Origin of the sequence: Escherichia sp. WS1118 (genome assembly GCF_046487695.1) — a bacterium.
GTDB lineage: Bacteria > Pseudomonadota > Gammaproteobacteria > Enterobacterales > Enterobacteriaceae > Escherichia > Escherichia coli.
Window position 1 is genome coordinate 22,536 of record NZ_JBJQIZ010000023.1, and the last position, 19,029, is coordinate 41,564.

The 19,029-nt window shown below is 48.9% G+C and carries 21 protein-coding genes and 1 pseudogene; 12 read left to right on the forward strand and 10 right to left on the reverse strand.

Annotation, left to right across the window (positions count from 1 at the left end; all coding sequences use genetic code 11):
* Position 1: 1 nt before the first annotated feature.
* The 6 genes from rplW to gspA form a co-directional block, all read right to left on the reverse strand.
* Positions 2-304 (reverse strand): 50S ribosomal protein L23, encoded by a 303-nt coding sequence (gene rplW / locus ACJHYO_RS23280; protein WP_000617544.1) that lies wholly within the window; start codon positions 302-304, stop codon positions 2-4.
* A complete protein-coding gene (gene rplD / locus ACJHYO_RS23285) occupies positions 301-906 on the reverse strand; it encodes a 50S ribosomal protein L4 (RefSeq protein WP_000424395.1) in 606 nt (201 codons plus the stop codon). Before rplD ends, rplW begins: the two co-directional genes overlap by 4 nt.
* A gap of 10 nt (positions 907-916) precedes the next feature.
* Positions 917-1,546: a 50S ribosomal protein L3 gene (gene rplC, locus ACJHYO_RS23290; protein ID WP_000579833.1), complete on the reverse strand. Its 630-nt coding sequence runs from the start codon at positions 1,544-1,546 to the stop codon at positions 917-919.
* A 32-nt stretch (positions 1,547-1,578) separates the two neighbouring features.
* A complete protein-coding gene (gene rpsJ / locus ACJHYO_RS23295; protein ID WP_001181004.1) occupies positions 1,579-1,890 on the reverse strand; it encodes a 30S ribosomal protein S10 in 312 nt (103 codons plus the stop codon).
* A gap of 237 nt (positions 1,891-2,127) precedes the next feature.
* Positions 2,128-2,547: a putative general secretion pathway protein GspB gene (gene gspB, locus ACJHYO_RS23300; protein WP_000461443.1), complete on the reverse strand. Its 420-nt coding sequence runs from the start codon at positions 2,545-2,547 to the stop codon at positions 2,128-2,130.
* Between the two features lies 1 nt (position 2,548).
* A complete protein-coding gene (gspA, locus tag ACJHYO_RS23305; RefSeq protein ID WP_085455574.1) occupies positions 2,549-4,018 on the reverse strand; it encodes a type II secretion system protein GspA in 1,470 nt (489 codons plus the stop codon).
* A 179-nt stretch (positions 4,019-4,197) separates the two neighbouring features.
* On the opposite strand from gspA, the gene gspC reads away from it, so the two are divergent.
* Genes gspC through gspO form a run of 12 tightly spaced genes read left to right on the forward strand, consistent with a single transcriptional unit; the run spans position 4,198 to position 14,840 of the window.
* Positions 4,198-5,013, forward strand: a complete 816-nt coding sequence (gene gspC / locus ACJHYO_RS23310) for a type II secretion system protein GspC (protein WP_001142674.1) — start codon at positions 4,198-4,200, stop codon at positions 5,011-5,013.
* Positions 4,997-6,949 (forward strand): type II secretion system secretin GspD, encoded by a 1,953-nt coding sequence (gene gspD / locus ACJHYO_RS23315; RefSeq protein WP_001520228.1) that lies wholly within the window; start codon positions 4,997-4,999, stop codon positions 6,947-6,949. The genes gspC and gspD overlap by 17 nt, the downstream gene beginning before the upstream one ends.
* 9 nt (positions 6,950-6,958) lie before the next feature.
* Positions 6,959-8,440 carry a type II secretion system ATPase GspE gene (gene gspE / locus ACJHYO_RS23320; protein WP_001219895.1) on the forward strand — a complete coding sequence of 494 codons (1,482 nt, stop codon included), beginning with the start codon at positions 6,959-6,961 and terminating at the stop codon, positions 8,438-8,440.
* Positions 8,437-9,633 carry a type II secretion system inner membrane protein GspF gene (gene gspF, locus ACJHYO_RS23325; RefSeq protein ID WP_410232580.1) on the forward strand — a complete coding sequence of 399 codons (1,197 nt, stop codon included), beginning with the start codon at positions 8,437-8,439 and terminating at the stop codon, positions 9,631-9,633. The genes gspE and gspF overlap by 4 nt, the downstream gene beginning before the upstream one ends.
* Before the next feature lie 9 nt (positions 9,634-9,642).
* Entirely contained in the window at positions 9,643-10,080 is a 438-nt protein-coding gene (gene gspG / locus ACJHYO_RS23330; RefSeq protein WP_001202877.1) for a type II secretion system major pseudopilin GspG, read from the forward strand.
* Between the two features lie 7 nt (positions 10,081-10,087).
* Positions 10,088-10,597 (forward strand): type II secretion system minor pseudopilin GspH, encoded by a 510-nt coding sequence (gspH, locus tag ACJHYO_RS23335; RefSeq protein WP_001076035.1) that lies wholly within the window; start codon positions 10,088-10,090, stop codon positions 10,595-10,597.
* A complete protein-coding gene (gene gspI / locus ACJHYO_RS23340; protein ID WP_001041748.1) occupies positions 10,594-10,971 on the forward strand; it encodes a type II secretion system minor pseudopilin GspI in 378 nt (125 codons plus the stop codon). The genes gspH and gspI overlap by 4 nt, the downstream gene beginning before the upstream one ends.
* Entirely contained in the window at positions 10,964-11,551 is a 588-nt protein-coding gene (gene gspJ, locus ACJHYO_RS23345) for a type II secretion system minor pseudopilin GspJ (RefSeq protein WP_000610632.1), read from the forward strand. The genes gspI and gspJ overlap by 8 nt, the downstream gene beginning before the upstream one ends.
* Positions 11,544-12,527 carry a type II secretion system minor pseudopilin GspK gene (gene gspK / locus ACJHYO_RS23350; RefSeq protein ID WP_021581100.1) on the forward strand — a complete coding sequence of 328 codons (984 nt, stop codon included), beginning with the start codon at positions 11,544-11,546 and terminating at the stop codon, positions 12,525-12,527. Before gspJ ends, gspK begins: the two co-directional genes overlap by 8 nt.
* Positions 12,528-12,541: 14 nt before the next feature.
* Positions 12,542-13,705 (forward strand): type II secretion system protein GspL, encoded by a 1,164-nt coding sequence (gene gspL / locus ACJHYO_RS23355; protein ID WP_001335091.1) that lies wholly within the window; start codon positions 12,542-12,544, stop codon positions 13,703-13,705.
* Positions 13,702-14,163 carry a type II secretion system protein GspM gene (gene gspM, locus ACJHYO_RS23360; RefSeq protein ID WP_001298207.1) on the forward strand — a complete coding sequence of 154 codons (462 nt, stop codon included), beginning with the start codon at positions 13,702-13,704 and terminating at the stop codon, positions 14,161-14,163. The genes gspL and gspM overlap by 4 nt, the downstream gene beginning before the upstream one ends.
* Entirely contained in the window at positions 14,163-14,840 is a 678-nt protein-coding gene (gene gspO, locus ACJHYO_RS23365) for a prepilin peptidase GspO (protein WP_085455576.1), read from the forward strand. The genes gspM and gspO overlap by 1 nt, the downstream gene beginning before the upstream one ends.
* Positions 14,841-14,868: 28 nt before the next feature.
* On the opposite strand, the gene bfr is transcribed toward gspO, so the two are convergent.
* The 4 genes and pseudogenes from bfr to tuf all read right to left on the reverse strand — a co-directional run.
* Entirely contained in the window at positions 14,869-15,345 is a 477-nt protein-coding gene (gene bfr, locus ACJHYO_RS23370) for a bacterioferritin (protein ID WP_000675504.1), read from the reverse strand.
* A 71-nt stretch (positions 15,346-15,416) separates the two neighbouring features.
* The gene (bfd, locus tag ACJHYO_RS23375; protein ID WP_000289085.1) at positions 15,417-15,611 is read right to left on the reverse strand and encodes a bacterioferritin-associated ferredoxin; all 195 of its coding nucleotides are present in this window, start codon (positions 15,609-15,611) and stop codon (positions 15,417-15,419) included.
* Between the two features lie 168 nt (positions 15,612-15,779).
* On the reverse strand, positions 15,780-18,482 hold the full coding sequence (chiA, locus tag ACJHYO_RS23380) for a bifunctional chitinase/lysozyme (protein ID WP_094258993.1): 2,703 nt from the start codon (positions 18,480-18,482) through the stop codon (positions 15,780-15,782).
* Between the two features lie 291 nt (positions 18,483-18,773).
* Positions 18,774-19,029 (reverse strand): annotated as a pseudogene (tuf, locus tag ACJHYO_RS23385) (elongation factor Tu); the annotation flags it as partial.

The following is a 19,029-nucleotide window of genomic DNA, read 5'->3' on the forward strand; positions in this document are numbered from 1 at the left end:
CTTACTCAGCGCCGCCAACGAAGTCCAGATTCTGGCCTTCTTTCAGGGTGACGTAAGCTTTTTTCCAGTCGCTACGACGACCGATACGCTGTCCGTGACGTTTAACTTTCCCTTTAACTACCAGGGTGTTAACGACTTCGACTTCGACTTCAAACAGTTTCTGCACAGCAGCTTTGATTTCTGCTTTGGTCGCGTCTTTAGCAACTTTGAGTACGATGGTGTTGGATTTTTCCATCGCAGTAGACGCTTTTTCAGAAACGTGCGGTGCACGCAGCACCTTCAGCAGACGTTCTTCACGAATCATGCCAGCATCTCCTCAACTTGCTTAACAGCATCAGCAGTCATTACGACTTTGTCGAAGGCGATCAGGCTAACCGGGTCGATACCAGTTGCATCGCGTACGTCAACCTTGTGCAGGTTGCGCGCAGCCAGGAACAGGTTCTCGTCCAGCTCACCGGTGATGATCAGCACATCTTCCAGAGCCATGTCTTTCAGTTTCTGTGCCAGCAGCTTAGTTTTCGGCGCTTCTACAGAGAACTTCTCGACAACGATCAGACGATCCTGACGTACCAGTTCGGACAGGATGCTTTTCAGCGCGCCGCGGTACATCTTCTTGTTAACTTTTTGACTGTGGTCCTGCGGACGAGCAGCAAAGGTCACGCCACCAGAACGCCAGATCGGGCTCTTAATAGAACCAGAACGCGCACGGCCGGTGCCTTTCTGGCGCCACGGTTTTTTACCGGAACCAGTTACTTCAGCACGAGTCTTCTGAGCACGAGTACCCTGACGAGCACCAGCTGCATAAGCAACAACAACCTGGTGAACCAGCGCTTCGTTGAAATCACGACCGAAGGTAGTTTCGGAAACAGTCAGCGCGCTCTGCGCGTCTTTCAATACTAATTCCATTGCTATCTCCTTACGCCTTCACAGCTGGTTTAACGATCAGGTCGCTACCGGTTGCACCCGGGACAGCGCCTTTAACCAGCAGCAGGTTGCGCTCAGCGTCAACGCGTACTACGTCAAGGCTCTGAACGGTTACACGTTCGTTACCCATCTGACCTGCCATTTTCTTGCCTTTGAACACTTTGCCCGGAGTCTGGTTCTGACCGATAGAACCCGGAACGCGGTGAGACAAGGAGTTACCGTGAGTAGCGTCCTGGGTACGGAAGTTCCAGCGCTTAACGGTACCTGCGAAACCTTTACCTTTAGAGGTGCCAGTTACGTCAACTTTTTTAACGTCAGCAAACAGTTCAACGCTAATGCTCTGACCTACAGTGAACTCTTCGCCTTCAGCCAGGCGGAATTCCCACAGACCACGGCCAGCTTCTACGCCAGCTTTAGCGAAGTGGCCAGCTTCAGGCTTGGTCACACGGTTAGCTTTTTTAGCACCGGTGGTCACCTGAATAGCACGGTAGCCATCGTTAGCCAGGTCTTTAACCTGAGTAACGCGGTTTGCTTCAACTTCGATTACGGTTACTGGGATAGAAACGCCGTCTTCTGTGAAGATACGGGTCATACCCACTTTTTTACCGACTAAACCAATCATTGTTTCAACCTCTCAATCGCTCAATGACCTGATTAACCCAGGCTGATCTGCACGTCTACACCGGCAGCCAGATCCAGACGCATCAGAGCATCAACGGTTTTCTCGGTTGGCTCAACGATGTCAACCAGACGCAAGTGAGTACGGATTTCGTACTGATCGCGCGCGTCTTTGTTGACGTGCGGGGAGATCAGAACAGTGAAGCGCTCTTTGCGTGTCGGCAGCGGGATCGGACCACGGACCTGCGCACCAGTGCGCTTAGCAGTCTCGACGATTTCCGCGGTTGCTTGATCGATCAGACGATGATCAAACGCTTTCAGGCGGATACGGATTCTTTGGTTCTGCATGAGACCAGAGCTCCAATTATTTTATAAACGAAAATGATTACTCCTCAGACCCATTACGATTGATGGGAGAGTGTAACCGTTCTTACGTAGCTCCCCGATTGGGAGCATTGTTAGGTAGCCAAATTCGGCTAACTGAGGTTCAGATTGAACCTGCTGTCAACTACGACAAGCCCGCGCATTATACATACTTAACCACCGAACGCAAGCGTATTGCTAGTAAAGTAAACAGCCTTTGGGTTATCTCTCAAGTTCGTTCAGCGCATTTTTGACACGCTCTCTTAAACCGGCTTTCTCGTCGCTTTCTTCTACAGTATTTTCTTCGTCTTCAGAAGAAGAGGGGGCATTCTCAACCGCGACGCCTGGTTCATCTTCCTCCTCGACGGATTCGACGACGGGGAGTGGCTGTTTTTTGAAAAAATAGTGTTGTGTTGATTGTTTAAAAGCGGGCGTTTCAGCATCTACAGTGACTTCTGCTTTTACTATCCAAAGTGCCCATAGCTGCCGGGCATACCCACCAACCAACACCATTCCTGCAAACCACAGGCAAATCAGCAATAAACAAATGACATATATTATGGTGCTGTGTTTTTGTCGGGAGAAGATACCAGGGTGACCTGTTTCTTTCTGCTCACGCGCGGCGATATAGAATTCAAACATGTCATTTCCCCTTCACTGTTGTTTCTGGGGAAATATTTGCTTCATCCCGATATAAGTAGGCACTCTCCCCCGCCACCTGCCAGAGATGTACTAACGTTGAAAAGCCAACAACACCGTCAGTTTTCAAGTGATGGCTTTTTTGAAATTGCTTTATTTTTTCTACCAACAAGGGACGCCACTCTGCCGAAGATTCTGTCGAAATATGCAATGCGCGGTTTAACATCGTTTCCAGCCAGAGAATCTCTTCCTCGCTGCTATCACGCGTAATGGTACTCTCCCCTTCCGGCGACATTTTCCACAACAGAAGATAATCACCCGTCCATACCAACTCAAACCATTTATGTGTCAGCGTCCAGGTTTGCTGCCCTACGAGTACATCAACGGTAGCATCACCGACGCGAACGACCACAACAGGCAATTTTTTGTCCCCGACTTTAAGCGATGCGATCCAGGGCAAATTCTGATCCACCAATGTTTGTAAAGAAGCATTCCCACTTTTACATACCAGCCCCGCTCTTACTGCCTGATCGCACCAGGCCGAATCGGCTGGGACCTCGTACCCCCATACGCCGTATAACACGCTTAGCGCCTCACTATCGCGCATCACCACATGGGCAATATCCTTAGTCATATCTTGTTTAGCTACTGGCGTTACGGGTATCAGCCACGCAGGAACGGGTAACGGAGCTGTGAAAGAGGACAGCAGTAGCCAACCACAGGTAAGTGCGATAATGGTTCCACTCATCACCACAGCAAGCTGCATTTTCCGGAGGCGGTTATCACCTAATACGCGGTAAATCATTCGCCATTGTTTTGCAGTGAAAACGCGGGTCTGCTCGGCTTGCTGTAATAAGCTAATTGTTTCGCCGGCAAGCGCCAGCTTTCTGCGATCTCCCCGACATAATAAAGCTATCCGTTTCAGAACTCTGGCGGTTAAAAGGAGATCGGGCTGGTCAATATTCTGACCTTCAAGGATGCTTGCCTTAAGCTCGTGCTCCGTCAGACGACCTGTCGAGACAAGTTCAATGCCCTGTTTTTTAAAATCACGTTCGACTTTTCGATCGGGTCTGCCGATCAGCAAAAATTGACCGTCAGGAATAAAAGATATCGCGCGTTGGAGATCATCAAGTATGCGGCGGTGATTCAGGTGAGCATTTTCAATAATAATAAGAGGGCAGCGACTATCAGTTCGATGAAGTGCATGCAGTAATTGACCCGCCATCTCATCTCGCGTCCAGGCGCTGTCACGGCAGCCCTGTTCAGCCGCATTATCGTCGGTAACGATCCATGCGGCCTTACCTTGCCAGGAAACAACGAGGCTTAAAGTAATCACACGGCGATGTTTATCTTTTTGTAGTTGCTGCGCCAGCCAGGTTTTTCCACTTCCAGCCTCACCCAACAAATAGCACAGACGCCAGGTCTGACGTTTCTCACGCAACCAGGAAAGAATGACTTCTCTTCTCGTAGACATAGAACTTCCTGTTTTAATTATTGATTATCCTTAATCATAAAAATAATGTATGTATTTATTAATTAAATACATATTACTAATATAAATAAATTTTGCTTGATTCATGCAAGCGGCATTAATACTATTTATACTAACGTCAATATACAACCCACCCAATCTATTTTATTAGAACATACATCGTGCCCACACTACCTTTCCCTTTCCATCTGGCGAATCATAATAAAGATGCTGCCATCAATATATTGATTATATTTATAAGCATAGGGTTGATTATTTTTAATGTGAATTATTTCCATACAACTATAGTTAAAAATGAACAGATCATTAATCAACCAACAAATGCATTTCAGTCTGAATTCAGCCTTGCCGCTTTATGGCGCAACGAAAATCATGCTGGGGTAAAAGATGCAAATCCCGTGGCAGTTAATCAGGAAACACCTAAGCTCTCTATAGCGCTTAATGGCATTGTACTCACATCGAATGATGAGACTTCTTTTGTCTTAATTAATGAGGGGAACGAACAAAAGCGATACTCCCTCAACGAAGCCCTTGAGTCAGCGCCGGGAACGTTTATTAGAAAAATAAATAAAACCAGCGTTGTGTTTGAAACTCACGGGCATTACGAAAAAGTAACTCTCCATCCAGGGCTACCTGACATCATCAAGCAGCCTGATTCGGAAAATCAAAATGTACTCGCCGATTATATTATCGCCACACCTATACGTGATGGAGAACAGATATACGGTCTTCGATTGAATCCTCGTAAGGGTCTCAATGCATTTACCACCAGCTTGCTGCAACCTGGGGATATCGCCCTCAGGATCAATAATCTTTCGCTGACCCACCCTGATGAGGTTTCACAGGCATTAAGTTTACTGCTAACTCAACAAAGTGCTCAGTTTACAATTCGTCGCAACGGCGTACCCCGCTTGATAAATGTTTCCGTCGCGGAACTTACAGGAATGAATGGACAGCGCAATGAAGGGACTCAATAAAATCACCTGCTGCTTGCTGGCAGCACTACTCATGCCTTGTGCAGGACACGCTGAGAACGAACAATACGGCGCTAACTTCAATAACGCCGATATCCGCCAGTTCGTGGAAATAGTGGGTCAGCATCTTGGCAAAACGATCCTGATCGACCCTTCGGTACAGGGAACCATTTCCGTACGCAGTAATGATACGTTTAGCCAACAGGAGTACTACCATTTCTTTTTAAGTATTCTTGATCTTTACGGTTATTCCGTGATCACACTGGACAATGGTTTTCTGAAAGTGGTGCGCTCAGCTAATGTAAAAACATCGCCAGGGATGATTGCTGACAGTTCTCGTCCAGGCGTAGGTGATGAGTTGGTCACCCGAATCGTACCGCTTGAGAACGTTCCTGCTCGTGACCTGGCTCCCCTGCTCCGCCAGATGATGGATGCGGGTAGCGTCGGTAATGTTGTGCATTATGAACCCTCCAACGTTCTTATTCTGACCGGTCGTGCCTCCACCATTAATAAACTGATTGAAGTCATAAAGCGCGTTGATGTCATCGGCACAGAGAAGCAGCAAATTATTCATCTGGAATATGCATCAGCGGAAGATCTCGCCGAAATTCTTAATCAATTAATCAGCGAAAGCCACGGTAAAAGCCAGATGCCTGCCCTCCTTTCCGCGAAGATTGTGGCGGATAAGCGAACCAACTCTCTTATCATCAGCGGGCCGGAAAAAGCACGCCAGCGCATAACTTCATTACTGAAAAGCCTTGATGTAGAAGAGAGCGAGGAAGGAAATACCCGGGTCTATTACCTGAAATATGCTAAAGCCACGAATCTGGTGGAAGTGCTAACCGGTGTTTCCGAAAAGCTGAAAGATGAAAAAGGGAATTCGCGTAAGCCTTCTTCTACTTCTGCGATGGATAATGTGGCCATTACCGCCGATGAACAGACCAACTCGTTGGTCATTACCGCTGACCAGTCCGTCCAGGAGAAACTCGCCACGGTAATTGCGCGTCTGGATATTCGCCGTGCACAGGTGCTGGTTGAGGCAATCATCGTCGAAGTTCAGGATGGAAATGGACTCAACCTCGGCGTGCAATGGGCGAATAAAAACGTTGGCGCACAGCAATTTACCAATACGGGATTACCGGTTTTTAACGCTGCGCAAGGTGTAGCTGATTATAAAAAGAATGGCGGGATCACCAGCGCGAATCCTGCCTGGGATATGTTTAGCGCCTACAATGGCATGGCTGCAGGCTTCTTCAATGGCGACTGGGGCGTATTGTTGACTGCGCTGGCCAGTAACAATAAAAATGACATCCTCGCCACCCCGAGCATCGTAACGCTGGATAATAAACTCGCGTCCTTCAACGTTGGTCAGGATGTGCCGGTGCTATCCGGCTCTCAGACCACTTCTGGGGATAACGTCTTTAATACTGTCGAACGCAAAACGGTGGGCACAAAACTCAAAGTCACTCCGCAGGTCAATGAAGGCGACGCGGTACTGCTCGAAATAGAGCAGGAGGTTTCCAGCGTTGACTCTTCGTCTAATTCGACGCTCGGCCCGACATTTAACACCCGTACTATTCAAAACGCCGTGCTGGTTAAAACCGGTGAAACGGTGGTCCTGGGCGGATTGCTGGATGATTTTTCTAAAGAGCAAGTGTCAAAGGTTCCTCTGCTTGGCGATATTCCTTTAGTGGGACAACTCTTCCGCTATACCTCGACCGAGCGCGCTAAACGCAACCTGATGGTATTTATCCGCCCGACGATTATCCGTGACGATGATGTTTATCGCTCACTGTCAAAAGAGAAATACACCCGCTACCGTCAGGAGCAACAGCTGCGAATCGACGGGAAATCAAAAGCGCTGGTTGGCTCGGAAGATTTGCCGGTGCTGAATGAGAACACGTTCAACAGTCACGCCCCTGCGCCATCGTCACGGTGAGGCATTCTTATGAGAATTCACTCACCGTACCCCGCCAGTTGGGCGCTGGCACAACGAATTGGTTATCTCTATTCAGAGGGCGAGATTATTTATCTCGCCGATACGCCATTCGAACGGTTACTCGATATTCAACGTCAAGTTGGCCAGTGCCAGACCATGACCAGCTTGTCACAGGCTGATTTTGAAGCCCGACTGGAAGCGGTGTTCCATCAGAATACCGGTGAGTCGCAACAGATTGCGCAGGATATCGATCAATCCGTCGATCTTCTCTCGCTTTCGGAAGAGATGCCCGCAAATGAAGATCTCCTGAATGAAGATTCAGCGGCACCGGTTATCCGCTTGATCAATGCTATTTTGAGTGAGGCCATCAAAGAAACCGCCTCCGATATCCACATTGAAACCTATGAAAAAACAATGTCGATCCGTTTTCGCATCGACGGCGTTTTGCGGACAATTTTACAGCCCAACAAAAAACTGGCGGCACTGCTTATCTCCCGAATTAAGGTCATGGCTCGTCTTGATATCGCCGAAAAACGTATTCCACAGGATGGAAGAATCAGTTTGCGTATCGGGCGACGTAACATAGATGTCCGCGTATCCACACTGCCATCCATCTATGGTGAACGCGCTGTGCTCCGCCTGCTGGATAAAAACAGCCTCCAGCTTTCATTGAACAACCTGGGGATGACAGCAGCGGATAAACAGGATTTAGAAAATCTCATTCAGCTTCCGCACGGTATTATCCTGGTAACAGGGCCGACAGGCTCCGGTAAAAGCACCACGCTCTACGCCATTCTTTCGGCGCTTAATACCCCTGGCCGTAATATTCTGACGGTAGAAGATCCCGTGGAATATGAACTGGAAGGCATAGGACAAACGCAGGTGAATACCCGCGTGGATATGTCTTTCGCTCGCGGCCTGCGCGCCATACTTCGCCAGGACCCGGATGTCGTCATGGTGGGGGAGATTCGTGATACAGAAACCGCGCAAATTGCGGTTCAGGCCTCGCTCACAGGCCATCTGGTACTCTCAACACTCCACACTAACAGTGCATCAGGCGCAGTCACCCGGCTACGCGACATGGGCGTCGAATCATTCCTGCTTTCGTCTTCACTGGCAGGGATTATCGCGCAACGTCTGGTTCGTCGTCTGTGTCCGCAATGCCGACAATTCACGCCCGTATCGCCCCAGCAAGCGCAGATGTTTAAATATCATCAGCTCGCGGTGACGACAATTGGCACTCCCGTAGGCTGCCCTCATTGCCATCAATCCGGCTACCAGGGGCGCATGGCGATCCACGAAATGATGGTGGTGACGCCGGAATTGCGGGCCGCTATTCATGAAAATGTGGATGAACAAGCACTGGAGCGACTGGTCCGGCAACAACACAATGCCTTAATCAAAAATGGCCTGCAAAAAGTGATACGCGGTGACACCTCCTGGGATGAGGTTATGCGCGTCGCCAGTGCCACGCTGGAGAACGAAGCATGAATTATCGCTATCGCGCCATGACCCTGGATGGTCAAAAATTGCAGGGGATCATTGATGCTAACGATGAACGTCAGGCACGACTGCGGCTGCGTGAAGAAGGGCTTTTCCTGTTGGATATTCGCCCCCAAAAAAGTTCGGGAGTAAAAACACGTCGCCCGAGGATCAGCCATAGTGAACTGACGCTTTTCACCCGGCAGTTGGCAACCTTAAGCGCAGCGGCATTACCCCTGGAAGAGAGCCTTGCCGTAATTGGTCAACAAAGCAGTAATAATCGACTGGCTGACGTGTTAAATCAGGTACGCAGCGCCATCCTTGAAGGGCATCCCCTTTCCGATGCGTTACAACATTTTCCCACGCTTTTCGATTCGCTCTACCGTACCCTGGTAAAAGCGGGCGAAAAGAGCGGTCTGCTGGCCCCGGTGTTGGAAAAGCTGGCTGATTACAATGAAAACCGGCAGAAAATCCGCAGCAAGCTCATTCAGTCACTGATCTACCCCTGCATGCTCACTACGGTGGCGATTGTGGTCGTGATTATTCTCCTCACTGCTGTCGTGCCCAAAATTACCGAACAGTTCGTGCATATGAAGCAGCAACTGCCACTGAGTACACGCATTCTTTTAGGTCTGAGCGACACGTTGCAACGTACCGGCCCGACATTATTAGCGACAGTATTTATTGTCGCTGTGGGTTTCTGGCTCTGGTTAAAACGCGGCAATAACCGCCACCGTTTTCATGCCATGTTACTGCGCGTTGCGCTCATCGGCCCGCTGATTTGCGCCATTAACAGCGCACGCTATCTCCGCACTTTAAGTATTTTGCAATCCAGCGGCGTCCCTCTGCTGGATGGGATGAATTTGTCCACCGAAAGCCTCAACAACCTCGAAATTCGCCAGCGCATGGCAAATGCGGCAGAAAACGTTCGCCAGGGTAACAGCATTCATCTTTCACTGGAACAAACCGCAATTTTCCCGCCGATGATGCTCTACATGGTGGCCTCTGGCGAAAAAAGCGGGCAACTCGGCACGTTAATGGTCAGAGCCGCAGATAACCAGGAGACACTCCAACAAAATCGGATCGCCTTAACGCTCTCCATCTTCGAGCCAGCACTCATTATTACGATGGCACTGATCGTCCTGTTTATTGTCGTGTCGGTACTCCAACCTCTTCTTCAACTTAACTCAATGATTAATTAAGGAAATCATATGCGCGCAACGGATAAGCAACGCGGTTTTACATTACTGGAAATTATGGTGGTAATTGTCATCATTGGCGTACTCGCCAGCCTGGTGGTTCCCAACCTGATGGGCAATAAAGAAAAGGCGGATAAACAAAAAGCCGTCAGCGATATTGTGGCGCTGGAAAACGCCCTGGATATGTACAAGCTCGACAATCATCGCTATCCAACCACAAATCAGGGGCTTGAATCCTTAGTAGAAGCGCCGACACTGCCACCGCTGGCCGCAAACTATAACAAGGAAGGTTATATCAAGCGTCTGCCTGCCGATCCCTGGGGCAATGATTATGTCCTCGTTAATCCTGGTGAACATGGTGCATACGATCTGCTTTCAGCAGGACCCGATGGTGAAATGGGAACCGAGGACGACATCACCAACTGGGGTTTGAGCAAGAAGAAAAAGTAAGTCAGCGATGAATCAGCAACGCGGGTTTACCCTGCTGGAGATGATGCTGGTGCTGGCGCTGGTCGCTATCACGGCAAGTGTGGTGCTCTTCACATATGGTCGGGAGGATGCCGCCAGCACTCGTGCGCGCGAAACAGCGGCGCGGTTTACCGCTGCACTTGAATTAGCCATCGACCGCGCCACGCTCAGTGGTCAGCCTGTCGGTATCCATTTCTCTGATTCAGCATGGCGCATTATGGTACCGGGCAAAACACCATCAGCCTGGCGCTGGGTTCCATTACAAGAAGATGCCGCAGACGAGAGCAAAAATGACTGGGGTGAAGAACTCTCAATTCAACTTCAGCCATTTAAACCTGATGACAGCAACCAACCGCAGGTGGTGATTCTGGCCGACGGACAAATCACGCCCTTCTCTTTGTTGATGGCTAATGCCGGGACCGGTGAGCCGCTCCTGACGTTAGTCAGTTCAGGCTCATGGCCCCTGGATCAAACGCTCGCCAGAGATACCCGCCCATGAACAAACAATCAGGGATGACACTGCTTGAAGTCTTACTGGCGATGAGTATTTTCACCGCTGTTGCGCTGACTTTAATGAGCAGTATGCAAGGGCAACGAACTGCCATCGAGCGGATGCGTAATGAGACGCTGGCATTGTGGATAGCGGATAACCAGCTTCAGTCACAAGATTCATTCGACGAGGAAAACACGTCCAGTTCTGGCAAAGAGTTAATAAATGGCGAAGAGTGGAACTGGCGCAGCGATATCCACTCAAGCAAAGACGGCACGCTTCTGGAACACACCATAACGGTGACATTACCCAGCGGTCAGACAACCTCGCTTACGCGCTATCAAAGCATCAATAATAAATCCGGGCAGGCACAAGATGATTAATCGCCAGCAGGGTTTCACATTGCTGGAAGTCATGGCGGCGCTGGCGATTTTCTCAATGCTTAGCGTGCTGGCGTTTATGATTTTTTCTCAAGCTTCCGAGTTGCATCAACGTTCACAGAAAGAAATCCAGCAGTTCAATCAGCTACAGCGCACCATCACCATTCTTGATAACGATCTCCTGCAACTGGTCGCCCGGCGGAATCGGAGTACGGACAAAATCATGGTGTTGGGTGAAGAAGCGATTTTTACCACGCAAAGTCGCGATCCGCTGGCCCCTCTCAGTGAAGCACAAACCTTACTCACTGTTCACTGGTATCTGCGAAATCATACGCTCTACCGTGCTGTTCGTACTTCTGTGGATGGCAGGAAGGATCAACCCGCCCAGGCGATGCTGGAACATGTCGAGAGCTTTCTTCTGGAAAGTAACAGCGGAGAAAGCCAGGAGCTTCCTCTCTCAGTCACGTTACATCTGAAGACTCAGCAATATGGGGCGTTACAGCGCCGTTTTGCATTACCTGAGCAGTTAGCGAGAGAAGAGTCGCCAGCTCAGACGCAGGCCGGGAATAATAACCATGAATAATGAACAACGCGGCGTAGCACTGCTCATTGTACTCATGTTACTGGCGCTCATGGCTGCTCTGGCTGCAGACATGACGATCAGTTTTCACGGCCAGCTTCATCGAACCCGCCAGGTAAACCATCATTTGCAACGGCAATATGATATTGAGCTGGCGGAGAAACTTGCGCTTGCCAGCCTCACCCAGGACGTTAAAGATAACGACAGACAAACCACGTTGCAGCAGTACTGGGCACAACCGCAACAGTTGCAGCTGGAAAATGGCAATACAGTGAAGTGGCAGTTACGCGATGCCCAGCACTGTTTTAATCTCAATGCCTTAGCAAAAATCTCTGACGCCCCGCTGGCTTCCCCTGATTTCCCCGCCCAGGTATTCAGTGCCCTGCTGATTAACGCCGGTATCGATCGCGGAAACACCGATGAGATCGTGCAATCAATCGCTGACTATATTGATGCCGATGATTCGCCACGCTTTCACGGCGCAGAAGATAACTTTTACCAAAGCCAAACGCCGCCTCGCCATAGCGCCAATCAAATGCTTTTTCTGACCGGTGAATTGCGTCAGATAAAAGGCATAACCGAAAACATCTATCAGCGGCTTATCCCGTATGTCTGCGTTCTCCCGACCTCGGAACTTAGCATCAATCTTAATATGCTAACGGAGAACGATATTCCGCTCTTCAGAGCATTATTCCTCAATAACATCACGGATGCTGACGCTCGGGTCTTATTACAAAAAAGGCCCAGGGAAGGCTGGCTAACCACAGATGCATTTCTTTACTGGGCGCAGCAGGATTTCTCCGGCGTGAAGCCCCTGGTTGCTCAGGTGAAAGGGCATCTCTTTCCCTATAGCCGCTATTTTACGCTGAATACGGAAAGTATCAGCGACGAACAATCCCAGGGATGGCAAAGCCATATTTTTTTCAACCGTAAACAGCAGAGCGTCCAAATCTATCGGCGTACGCTGCAACTCTACTAATCATAAGGATCGTGATGCCTGAATCGTTGATGGTAATACGTTCTTTCTCGACGCTGCGTAAGCATTGGGAATGGATGACGTTCTCCGCAGATAGCGTATCTTCGGTACATACGCTCACAGACGATCTTCCGCTGGAGTCGCTGGCCGATCAGCCCGGTGCCGGAAATGTTCACCTTTTGATCCCACCTGAGGGTCTTTTATATCGTTCCCTCACGCTGCCCAACGCCAAATACAAACTCACCGCGCAAACATTACAGTGGTTGGCGGAGGAGACATTACCCGACGCCAGCCAAAATTGGCACTGGACGGTTGTCGATAAACAAAACGAAAGTGTCGAGGTGATAGGCATTCAGTCGGAGAAACTCAGTCGTTATCTTGAGCGTTTACATACTGCCGGACTCAACGTGACGCGGGTTTTGCCAGATGGCTGCTATCTTCCCTGGGAAGTAGATAGCTGGACTCTGGTTAACCAGCAAACAAGCTGGCTTATTCGCAGTGCCGCACATGCCTTCAACGAACTGGATGAACACTGGTTACAGCATCTTGCTAACCAGTTTCCGCCAGAGAATATGCGTTGTTATGGTGTAGCGCCTCACGGCGTTGCAGCGGCCAATCCACTTATCCAGCATCCTGAAATACCATCACTGAGTTTGTATTCTGCCGATATTGCATTCCAGCGCTATGACATGCTGCATGGTGTTTTTCGTAAACAGAAAACTGTAAGCAAATCGGGAAAATGGCTCGCCCGCCTGGCAGTAAGCTGTCTCGTTCTCGCCATTCTTTCTTTTGTTGGCAGCCGGGGCATCGCGTTCTGGCAAACGCTTAAGATTGAAGATCAACTTCAGCAACAACAGCAAGAAACCTGGCAACGTTATTTCCCGCAGATCAAACACACCCACAACTTTCGTTTTTACTTTAAGCAGCAACTCGCTCAGCAATATCCTGAAGCTGTACCGTTGCTCTATCATTTACAAACACTTCTGCTTGAACACCCTGAACTGCAGTTAATGGAGGCGAACTATAGCCAGAGGCAAAAGTCGCTGACCTTAAAAATGAGTGCTAAGAGTGAAGCCAATATCGATCGTTTCTGTGAGTTAACACAGTCCTGGCTTCCGATGGAAAAAACAGAAAAAGATCCGGTCAGTGGTGTATGGACAGTAAGGAACTCAGGGAAATGATTAAATCATGGTGGGCAGAAAAATCCACATCGGAAAAACAGATCGTTGCGGCACTGGCGGTTCTCTCGCTCGGCGTTTTTTGTTGGCTTGCGGTGATAAAACCGATAGATACCTACATTGAAGAGCATCAGTCCCACGCGCAAAAAATTAAGAAGGACATCAAATGGATGCAGGATCAAGCGAGCACCCATGGTTTACTCGGTCATCCAGCGCTTACGCAGCCCATCAAAAATATCCTTCTCGAAGAAGCAAAACGCGAGAATTTGACTATCACGCTGGAAAACGGTCCGGACAATACTCTGACAATTAATCCTGTCACAGCTCCCCTCGAAAACGTCTCCCGCTGGCTCACTACGGCACAGATAACATACGGTATTGTTATTGAAGACCTTCAGTTTACTCTTGCCGGAAACGAAGAGATCACCCTCAAGCATTTGTCCTTCAGGGAGCAACAATAATGACAATGCTACTGCCGCTCTTCATTCTGGTTGGTTTTATTGCAGGTTATTTTGTTAATGCCATGGCCTATCACCTCTCGCCTTTGGAGGATAAAACGGCGTTAACGTTTCGCCAGGTATTGGTTCATTTCTGGCAAAAAAAATATGCCTGGCATGATACAGTGCCCCTGATACTTTGCGTTACTGCTGCTATCGCCTGCGCCCTGGCACCTTTCACGCCCATCGTGACTGGCGCACTCTTTCTCTATTTATGTTTCGCACTCACGCTCAGTGTTATTGATTTTCGCACTCAGCTCCTGCCCGACAAACTCACCTTACCGCTGCTCTGGCTTGGCTTGGTATTTAATGCGCAGTCTGGATTAATTGATTTACATGATGCGGTTTACGGCGCGGTCGCTGGCTATGGGGTGCTGTGGTGTGTTTACTGGGGCGTCTGGTTAGTTTGTCACAAAGAGGGATTGGGCTACGGTGATTTCAAGCTACTGGCCGCTGCAGGCGCGTGGTGTGGCTGGCAAACGTTACCAATGATACTGCTGATTGCCTCGCTGGGTGGCATTGGTTACGCCATCGTTTCACAACTTCTGCAACGCCGGACTATACCCACTATCGCATTCGGCCCGTGGCTTGCGCTCGGCAGCATGATAAACCTGGGATATCTGGCCTGGATCTCTTATTAACCGGGAGGGTTCTCCCTCCCGACACGGCTCAACCTTCTTCGCGAATCTGTGCTTGCAGATAATTTTGCAGTCCCATCTTCTGAATCAGATCAAGTTCCGTTTCCAGCCAGTCGATATGGCCTTCTTCATCGCGCAAAATTTCTATCATCATATCGCGGCTGACGTAATCATGAACGCTATCGGCATAACCAATTGCCTCACGCAAATTCTTCGCGCCATCCAGCTCAAGTGCCAGATCAGAACGCAGCATTTCCTCAACATCTTCACCAATGTTCAGTTTGCCCAGGTCCTGTAAGTTTGGAAGACCTTCCAGAAAAAGAATGCGCTCAATATAACGATCGGCGTGTTTCATCTCATCAATGGATTCATGATACTCCACATCATTGAGACGTTTGAGACCCCAGTTTTTAAACATCCGGGCATGAAGAAAGTACTGATTGATTGCGACAAGCTCATTTCCCAACAGTTTGTTGAGATAATTTATAACTTTAGTATCACCTTTCATTTTTTGACTCCTTCGCTTCCACTCTTTGAAGCGTAGAACGGCTTACGAGTAAGTCAAAAAACACACTCCGTTTATGCGGACTCCTTAAACTCCGGCAGTTGCATTAATTCATCCTCCATCACTTCACGCGCGGCCCGGACACATTTACCGCACTGATTGCCGACCGGAATGAATTTTTTTAATTGCTGGAACGAGTGGGGGGAAAACTGGCGCACAGCCTGACGAATTTTTTTATCGCTGATACCATTACAAAGACAAACGTACATAGAGACTCCCGTATACTTTCTTCAAAAATAAATGAAAATAGTTCTTATTTCAATTACGGAAAGACTCTTTTTTAAGCAAAGAATAGAAATATGAATAAAAATAATGGGCTACCAAAAGTAGCCCATTGACAAAAAATGCGGCGATACCGGAAGGTATCGCCAACACATTTATTGCTTAGTAAACGGCGCGAAGATTTCGCTAAATGCGTACTTCGGTGCCTGTTCTTTAGTCAGGCCGTGGAATTCCGGAGACAGGTTAGTGCCGCCTGGCAGGTCGCGCGCGATTGACCAGATACCAACCATACCGAGATTACGCTTCTGCGCATCCTGCATGACCAGACGAGCATCAGAGAGATAGAACACCTCGCCCTGAACGTCGTTCACGCCAACCATCGGCGTGGTACCCATCATAGCGTCAATTTCTGCATCGCTCTTGTTGGGATGGAGGCCTTTCAATTGTGAATGCAGGTTGGCAATCGCAGACGTTGCACACTTACCGTGAATGTTCTGGCCTTCGGTATTTGCAGACTGACAAATCGCGTTACCGTAGTCCATTGTCATCACGTTCACACCCGCCAGCTCAACACCTTTCGCTTTGGCATCGCTCAGGACATTCATCCCTTCCGGCGTCAGGCCAGTCGGCAGAATTGGCAAGGTGTACCAGATAGCAATATCTTTGCCCTCTGACTTCCATTTATCCTGCACTTTCTTCACAGCAAGGTTACGACGTTCAATAGATGCCTGATCCGCAACCCAGGTGCCTTCGATATCGAAGTCCAGGACTCTGAGGTTCAGGTTATCAACGATGTCATAATAATGCTGCATTAGATCGTCAACGTTCTTACAGGAAGCTGCCAGCGGGGCATTATTAGCACCACCGATAGACAGCATCACATCACCGCCAGCCTCACGCAGCGCTTTGATTTTGCTGTACTGAGCGTAATTCTGCATACCGTAAGCGGTACCCCATGTCGGTAGACAGGTGTTCGCATCTTTACTCACCACAAACGCCAGCGTGAAGTGGTTGACGTTATGATTCTTAGCCAGCGCAGCCAAATCCGGGATCGTATTCAGCGTAAAGTCGACATACGGTGCATAAACGTGTTTCGGCCACGCTTTCTTCGGCGTACCTACGCGCTCTTTGGTTCCGGTCCAGTCAACAAAAACACGCCACGGGTTGCTGTCAGAAGGAGAAACTTTCTGCACTTTACTCTGAGAAATGTAGTTCTCACCGTTAAAGCGAATCAGCGTATCACTGGCATAAAGCGTTTCTGGATTAAACTGCGGCGCATTATTCAGCTCTTCGTTGCTATAGCTCTGAGTCTTACCTAACGGCTTCCACGGGCGACTATTGCTACCGGTGGCGTTTTGGTTCGCAACCAGAGCAGGGTTGTCACTTTGCGTCCAGAACAGCGCTTCATAAGCCTGCCCATCAACAACAACGCGATCACCTTTCACGTACACGGTGGAAGCGGACCATGCTTTCGCCGGTTCGTATTTCTTCCACGGGTTATCGCCGCCGGGGACAAAGCCCCATGCGTCTTGATCGACAGAGGTTTTATAATGTGCATCGTTATAATCTACGATGCTGTTCGCGCTGTACGCTTTGCTGGCCTGGAAACCATCCGCAATAATGACGCCGCCATTATCAATTTCACAGGTAGTCGGGTTACCGTACTGACTCATTTCCGCAGCGGTAGCTGTACGCACGAGGCGCCATGGGTTATTGGAGTTTTCTACACTGGTGCCACGCGGGCAATCTTCAGAACCAACCCACCAGGCATTCTGATAAACATTACCATTGAAGATAACATGGTAAATTTCGCTGCCTTCCTGGCCACTCCACGCCTGCAGTGAGTAATCGTTACTGCTATCCGCTGGTGTTGATGGCTCGTTGTTATCCGGAGTTGGAGTAACTGGAGTTTCCGGTGTTTCCGGAGTTGGATCAACCGGAGTCACAGCACCGCCATTATTATCCGGCTTAACGGAACAGGAGCCTGGGTTACCATACTGAGTGATTTCTGTTGCCGTTGCCGCGCGAACATAACGCCATGGGTTGCTGGCATCGTTTTCTTTCGCATCGCCTGGGCAATTTGCCGCGCCTACCCACCAGGCGTTCTTATAAATGCTGCCGTTGTAGATAACGTACCATGTAGAAGAACCTTCCTGACCTTTCCAGGCTACGACAGCATAGTTGTCGTTTGACTTATCAGCTGGGGCTGGCTGAACATCAGGAGCCGGTTTAACGTCCGGTGCCGGTTTCACATCCGGTGCAGGCTGTGGTGCTGAAGTACAAGACTGTGGATTACTGGTTTCTGAGATTTCCGTTGCCGTAGCGGCACGAACATAACGCCATGGGTTGCTGGCATCATTGCCTTTCGCATCACCCGGGCAGTTAGAAGAGGCTACCCACCAGGCATTTTTATATATCGCACCATTAAAGACGACATACCAGGTTTGACCGCCCTGCTGTTTATTCCAGGCAACTACAGATGAATTAGACGGAACAGTGCCCTGTGCTGGTGTAGCCGAACCGCCATTAGCAGGCGTATTAGATGCTGGCGTATTTGAAGTTGAAGAAGATGAGCTTCCGCTCTTTTCGCAGGAAAGTGTATTGCCAAACTGACTAATTTCAGCAGCTGTTGCGGTACGCTTTAAACGCCACGGGTTAGTTGCATCATTTGCTTTCGCTTTTCCCGGGCAATTTGTAGAAGAAACCCACCAGGCATTTTCATAAATTTTGCCATCGAAAATAACCTGATATTTATTACCACCTTGTTGGTTATTCCATGCTTCCATTGCCAATGCTGGCAGAGCGGAACACACCAGCCCCATACCAATCATAGATTTAGTAAATATATTTAATTTCATTATAATCCCTTGTAACGTAAAAACTGCAAAACAAAAGTCCTACGCAGGAATTATTTACGTTTTACGAGAACCCTTCAATATGAATTAAAGTGCGGCATGAAAAATAAGAAAAAAGCCTGACAAATGAAGCATTTTAAAAACAGAAACATTCATATTTAAAATATTAAATTGAATTGATATTTTAAATATGAATAATTTATTCGTTCTGACAGTACGAATAAGATATGCAGTCAACAAATGCAAAAAGGGCGCCGAAGCGCCCTTTTCAATTCAAAACTAATTAACGTGTAATTAGCCCAGAACTTTAGCAACAACGCCCGCGCCAACGGTACGGCCGCCTTCACGGATTGCGAAACGCAGACCGTCGTCCATCGCGATCGGGTGGATCAGGGTAACAACCATTTTGATATTGTCGCCCGGCATTACCATCTCTACGCCTTCCGGCAGTTCGATGGTACCAGTCACGTCAGTAGTACGGAAGTAGAACTGCGGACGGTAGCCTTTGAAGAACGGAGTATGACGACCGCCTTCATCTTTGGACAGAATG